The organism is Allobosea sp. P1_A7, assembly GCF_056406775.1.
Genome location: NZ_JBFTZN010000482.1, coordinates 1 through 4,515, shown reverse-complemented (window position 1 = coordinate 4,515; position 4,515 = coordinate 1). Strand labels below are relative to the sequence as shown.

The following is a 4,515-nucleotide window of genomic DNA, read 5'->3' as shown; positions in this document are numbered from 1 at the left end:
CGGGAGAAGTTATTGCCGAAATTGACGCGGGCCGGGACGGTGACCGTGATGTCCTTGTAGGGAACCTCGTCGCCTTCCCGGTTCCGGAAGTTGCGATTGTCGAAATAGAACGCCTTCAGTTGAGGGTTGGCGCCCTCCGCCAGGATATGGGTGAAGAGGGTCGGCGTTCCATCTTCGCGTTCCACCTCCATCTGGAATATGCCGCCAGTCGCGCAGTCCTTTGCCTGGATCTTCATGCTGAGGTTTTGGCCCGTTCTCCCGATCTCGATCTCGGTCTCCTTGATCTCGACGGTGAGTGAACTGGTCAGCGACAACCCGCGATGGTCGGGGAGCTTGCTGGCGAAGACCGGGGTCGGCACTCCTCCCGTGATGTCGAGGGGATTTGGCGCACCGGTCAGCGTGAAGTTGCGGATGCCGAGGGTCGCCGAGTCGACATCGAATTGGGCATATTTGCCCTGCACCCGAAAACTCGTCCCAAGAGCGCTGGCGGGGAGGGTGGCATTCTGAGTGCGTCCCAGCACGGTAAAGCCGCCGCCCTCGCACCCTTCCGATGACGCGGCCTGGGCTGAGCCTGCTGCGAGGAGCAGCGGCAGCGCGACCAGCGCGACGGTTCCCAGATGACCGCTCGCGCGACCGCTCTCACCCGCTGCCCGTGCGCAGGGCGTAGTGCGAAAATGGCAAATACGTCGCATGACCATGAGTAACCTCCCTGGGTTCTATGATTGACAGTCCCGATTTGGGCCGGATGCGTATTCCAGCAGCATCGCTCGGCAGGGCGAGCCGGCCGAATACGCTTTGGATGACGTCGTGGTCGCTGTGTTCTTCGCAGGTGCGTGAAGGGTTTCTGGGGCATGCAGGTGCGGCGACCGGCGAACTCTACGCCTATGAACCTGACATTTACCTGACGCGACCTGTCAGGTTGCGCGTGCACCAGGGCAATGATTGGCGAGGCCAGCGAAACGCGTCGCGGAAACGTCCGGCGCCGGCCACGCGTAGCTCTCTGCAACTGGCAATTACTGCTCGGCGAGGCTATCCTCGGCTTACGAAATCTTACGCGGTTCTCAGATCCATGGATGCCAGGCAGAAGCGGCACGCTTTCTTCTTCGCGCTGATTGGGAGTTTCCGCGTGATGTGGCCGGTTCTCTCCGGTGTGCTCGCGACCATGCTCGTGCCGGGATTTCTGATCGGGCGCATCGAGGACTGGGGTATCGGGGACTCCCTCTATTTCACCTTCGTGACCGGCTTCACGATCGGCTATGGGGATTTCACGCCGACGCATTTCAGCTCGCGCATGCTTGCCGTCGTGATCGGTTTCGCCGGCATCGTGATGACCGGGCTTATTGCGGCTGTCACTGTCGAGGCGCTGCGAGCGACGGAAGTCGAGCCGCCCGAGCACAAATAGGGTTCCGTCTGCTTGCTTCGTGAGGTGCATGCGAGCTCAGTGTGCACGTGCGAGCATCGCCGTGGCCGGAACGACCGCCGTCACGCCGGCCGCCGACGCCCGCGATGGCTGCGCAACGGCGGCGGGCCGATTTTCCCCCGGAATCGCGACCGCCTGATCCGACGCGCGATTTCGATTTCGGCTGCGCCGCGACGCAGCCGGGATACAATGGCTCCGCGTCCTTCCCCTACCATTCAAGCCATCGGGAGAAGAGCCATGCCCGAGCAGATCGATCACCCGCGCAGGAATGTCCTCGGCGCCCTGGCGCTCGGAGCGGCACTTGCCCCGTTCAGTGCGATCGGCGGTGCCCGCGCCCAGACCAGTCCACCCTCCGTCACACCTGCGGGCAGCGCGGGGCAGGGCGTGCAGGCCTCGTTTGCTCCGCTGAAGCGGATCGTGGCGGGCGTTCTCGAGGTCAGCTATGCCGAGGCTGGCCCGGCGGATGGTCCGCCGGCGCTGCTGCTGCATGGCTGGCCCTATGACATCCACAGCTATGTCGAGGTTGCTCCCCTTCTCGCCGGGGCCGGCTATCGCGTGATCGTGCCCTATCTGCGCGGATATGGAACGACGCGCTTCCTCAGTGACGGCACGCCGCGCAACGGCCAGCAGGCGGCCCTGGGCCGTGACCTCGAACTGCAATGGTGGTACCAGTATTATTTCGCCACCGAGCGCGGGCAGGCGGGGTACGCGAAATACACGCATGAGTTCGCGCGCCTGATCTGGGAGTTGGCCTCGCCGAAATGGGCCTTTGACGACGCGACCTTCGCGCGCTCGGCCACGGCCTTCGACAATCCCGACCATGTCGCGATCTCGATCCATAATTATCGCTGGCGGCTCGGCCTGGCCGCGGGCGAGCCGCAATATGACGAGCTGGAAAAGAAGCTCGCCGCCTTTCCAACGATCGGCGTGCCGACKATCACCATCGAGGGGGATGCCAATGGCGCGCCGCATCCGGAGCCTGCCGCCTATGCGAAGCGGTTCACCGGAAAATACGAGCACCGGCTCTTCACTGGGGGCATCGGCCATAATCCGCCACAGGAGGCGCCGCAGCCCTTCGCCCAAGCGGTGATCGCCGCCGACAGGCTCTGACGGCGGGCCGGGGGAGGGTTCGGGCGCGCACAGGCCGTTCCCCCCAGGCTCGCGCTCTGCTCAACCGTTTCATGGGTCCGGAAGCGGGCTCTCTGCAGGGAAGCGGATGCCGCGATCGAAGGCAGAAACGCACTCCGAATCCGGGCGCCGATCCGCGAATGGCGCCGGTTTGCGCAGAGCGCTGTCGCGCCCCCATCGTAAGTATAGATTCGCGGTCTGACCTTCGCCGTACGGATCGTCGGACCATCTTCTCTACAATTCGCGGCGCCCTCCAGCTATCACCGGCACGGTATTTCTGCCGCAATTGCGGCATCGGGGGAGGTCGGCATGTATCTACCGCGTCTGACCAAGGGCTTACGGCTAAGGGAGGCCCAGCGTGCTCTCGAGAACCGGCTCGAGATCGTCAAGGCGCTGTCGGTCGGCGAGATCACCAAGCGCGATTTGCTGCGCTGGGGCTATTTCACGGCGGGTGGCCTGCTGGTCGCCAAGAATGGGCTGAGTCCCTTTGCCAGGAGTGCCTATGCCCAGGTGCCGACGGGCGCGCCACGCAGCCCGACCTTCGGTGTCGACAAGTTCCATGACCTGATGCCGCGCCCAGAGGTGCTGAAACCCGTGCCGCTGACGCGCATGTCGAATGGCGACGCCGCCTGGGGCGGGGCTTCGGGTGCGCAGGAATTGCCGGCGAAGAATTTCTCCTACCACACCGATTACACCAACTCGGGCGGTGGGCTCTACCGCAACCCGGTCACCAATGCGGGGCCGTTCGAGGGCCGCCCGCCCGGCGAATTCTTTGCGCATCAGCGTTGGGAGGAGCTCTATCCCAAGAAGGGCTATCTGCTCTCACTCGGGCAGGTCAAGGCCGGCTGCTATTTCTGCGACGGCATGCCGGAACAGGCGGCGACCTCGATGTGGACCTTCGGGCCGCGCGCGCCTGGCCGGGAAGGGCGGGCCGCTGGCCTCCGCACCGGGACCGGCCAGCCGACCCTGATCAAGGCGCGCTATGGCGAGCCGATCCTGACCCGGATCTATAACGATCTGCCGGTCGATCGGAGGAAGAATGGCGGCTTTGGGCGCAACGAGATCTCGATCCATCTCCATAACGCCCATAACGGCGCCGAAAGCGACGGTGCCTGCAATGCCTATCACTTCCCCGGCACCTTCTACGATTACCACTGGGGCATGGCCATGGCCCGGCGCGACATGCCCAATGTCTGGCCGACCGGCGACCGCGACTATGCCCGCAAATGCTCGGGGCCCGATGACCGCGAGGGCCTGGTCCAGGTCCCTGGCGATTTCCGCGAGATCCAGAGCAGCCTCTGGTTCCACGACCATCGCTTCTTCTTCACCGCCGAGAACGTGCACAAGGGCATTTTCGGGCTGTGCAATATCTATAGCGGCCCCGATCGCGGCCGCGAGGACCTCAATGACGGCATCAACCTGCGGCTGCCCAGCGGCTCACAGCTGAAATGGGGCAATCTTGATTTCGACGTGAATCTGGCGGTCTCGAACCCCGCCTTCGACGCCAATGGCCAGGCCCGCTTCGATATCTTCGACACTGACGGCTTCCTCGGCGACATGCTCTGCGTCAACGGCACCTATTACCCCTATTTCGAGGTGCTGCCGCGGCGCTACCGCTTCCGCATCCTGAATGCGGCGATGGCGCGGTTCATGAAGCTGGCGCTGGCGGTCAACAAGAGCCGGCGCTTTGCACGCATGACCAATGTGCCGTTCTACTTCATCGCCAATGACGGCAACCTGCTGGTCAACCCGATCGCCCTGACGGAGACCGACGAGATGGGCGTGGCCGAGCGTTTCGACATCGTCGTCGACTTCGCCGCCTTCGAGCCCGGCGACAGCGTCTATCTGATCAACCTGCTGAAGCAGACCGACGGGCGTCTCCCCAAGGGCCCGGTCTCGATGGCCTCGGCCTTCAAGGGCGATGACGACGACCCCTGCATCGGTCCCTTCCTGGAGTTCCGGGTCTG

4 protein-coding genes are annotated in these 4,515 nt (G+C 64.1%); 3 read left to right on the top strand and 1 reads right to left on the bottom strand.

Translation table 11 applies throughout. From position 1 onward, the window contains the following. The coding region (locus AC1D34_RS36635; protein ID WP_476826910.1) for a hypothetical protein at window positions 1-698 on the bottom strand (698 nt) is incomplete at its 3' end. 371 nt (window positions 699-1,069) lie between these two features. Between AC1D34_RS36635 and AC1D34_RS36630 the strand changes: the two genes are divergently transcribed. The 3 genes from AC1D34_RS36630 to AC1D34_RS36620 all read left to right on the top strand — a co-directional run. Beyond that, window positions 1,070-1,402, top strand: a complete 333-nt coding sequence (locus AC1D34_RS36630; protein WP_441492283.1) for a potassium channel family protein — start codon at window positions 1,070-1,072, stop codon at window positions 1,400-1,402. Window positions 1,403-1,657: 255 nt separating this feature from the next. Beyond that, window positions 1,658-2,530: an alpha/beta fold hydrolase gene (locus tag AC1D34_RS36625; protein WP_476826909.1), complete on the top strand. Its 873-nt coding sequence runs from the start codon at window positions 1,658-1,660 to the stop codon at window positions 2,528-2,530. Window positions 2,531-2,857: 327 nt separating this feature from the next. Next, window positions 2,858-4,515: multicopper oxidase family protein (locus tag AC1D34_RS36620; protein ID WP_476826908.1), on the top strand; the 1,658-nt coding region annotated here is incomplete at its 3' end.